This is a genomic window from Microbacterium sp. Leaf351 (genome assembly GCF_001423825.1).
Taxonomy (GTDB): Bacteria; Actinomycetota; Actinomycetes; order Actinomycetales; family Microbacteriaceae; genus Microbacterium; species Microbacterium ginsengisoli.
The window spans coordinates 111970-113705 of record NZ_LMPK01000018.1; the positions used below are offsets into that span (position 1 = coordinate 111970).

The 1736-nt window shown below is 66.6% G+C and carries 1 protein-coding gene; it reads left to right on the forward strand.

The window, feature by feature from the left end; genetic code table 11:
- Window positions 1-48 precede the first annotated feature (48 nt).
- Window positions 49-1736 (forward strand): LGFP repeat-containing protein (locus ASG00_RS07325; RefSeq protein WP_442922617.1); only part of this gene is annotated, 1688 nt, incomplete at its 3' end.

The following is a 1736-nucleotide window of genomic DNA, read 5'->3' on the forward strand; positions in this document are numbered from 1 at the left end:
GTCATCGACGGCCGCAGCGTCTTCTGCTCCCACGACCGTTAGCCAGCCGTGACAGGCACCGGTCGACGCGCGCGCAGGCCCCGGCTGATCGCGATCTTCGCTGTCTGCCTCGCGGTGGTCGGCGGCCTCGTCGCTGTCGTACTCCCCGCGGCGTCATCGCCGGCAGCCGCGGCCAACGCCTCGGACTTCCAGCCCGGGTATCTGATCTCCGATCAGAACTTCTTCGACTCCCAGTCGATGACCGTGGCGGATGTCCAGGCGTTTTTGAACTCCAAAGTGACCTCGTGCAGCGGCAGCAACGGGATGCCCTGTCTGAAGGACTACTACGCGCAGTCCACTCCGGCGCTCGCGGCGAACAGCTACTGCGCAGCCACGCCGGGTGGCACGCTGAGCGCCGCGCAGGTCATCGTGCTGGCCGCCCAGGCGTGCGGTATCAACCCGAAGGTGATCCTCGTGATGCTCCAGAAGGAGCAGGGTCTCATCACGTCCACCGCGCCGACGGCCCGGAACTACTCTGCCGCGCTCGGACAGGGATGCCCGGACGGCGCGGCGTGCGATCCCGCCTACGCGGGGTTCTTCTACCAGGTGTACGGGGCGGCCCGTCAGTTCCAGGTCTACATCAAGAATCCGAAGTCATTCGGCTATCAGCTCGGCTGGAACAACATCCTCTATCAGGCGACGCCTCCCGACAACAGTCGGATCTGCGGGACGAAGCCGGTCTACATCCAGAACGATGCGACCCGGGCTCTCTACATCTATACGCCGTACACGCCGAACCAGGCAGCGCTCGACAATCTCTACGGGACAGGCGACTTCTGCTCGACCTATGGCAACCGCAACTTCTGGCGGCTGTACACCGACTGGTTCGGCAACCCGCTGAGCCAGCCGGTCGAGGGCGCCTACGCCGATGCGTGGCAGGCACTCGGCGGCGCGAGCGGGATTCTCGGTTCGCCGCTCGGTGGCGTCGTGTGCATCGACAGCAAGTACTGTCAGCAGTCGTTCACGGGCGGAACGATCTTCTGGTTCCCCGGTCGAGGAGTGTTCGGTGTGCCGACGCTCATCGAGACGATGTGGCGCAATCTGGGATTCATCACGGGGACGCCCGGGCTTCCGACGGGAGTCGTGGTCTGTAATCCCGACGGCACGTGTGTGCAGTCCTTCGACGGCGGGGTGATCGCGGCGGACTCCACGGGCGGGTCGCTGGTCGGTTCCCATGTCGCATCCGCCTGGTTGGCGGCCGGGGGCGTCGCGCTCGGCGGCGCGCGCGGACCGGAGCTCTGTTCCCCTGGCGGAAGCCAGTGCGCCCAGCTGTTCGCGCGTGCGGCGTTCTACACATCCGGCACGCAAGTGACGTCTGTGACGGGCCCGATCTTCACAGCGTGGAACACGGTGAACAGCTCGAGCGGACCCCTGGGGTATCCGTTGTCGAACGCCGCATGCGTCTCGGCCGGCTGCACGCAGCAGTTCAGTGGTGGACTCATCGTGTCGTCGGGCACCGTCGCCTATGTGATCCCGTCGGGCATCGCCGCGAAATACACCTCGATGGGCGGGATCGCCACGCTCGGAGCGCCTTCGGGCCCGGCGGACTGTGCTGCGTCCAGCGCCTGCGCGCAGACGTTCGCGAACGGTCGCATCGATGTGGCGGCATCTGGATCGGCGATCGCGACGACGCAGGGGTTCTACCGCGCGTGGGCGGCAGTGGGACTCGACAGCGGCGTGCTCAAGCTGCCGACGGG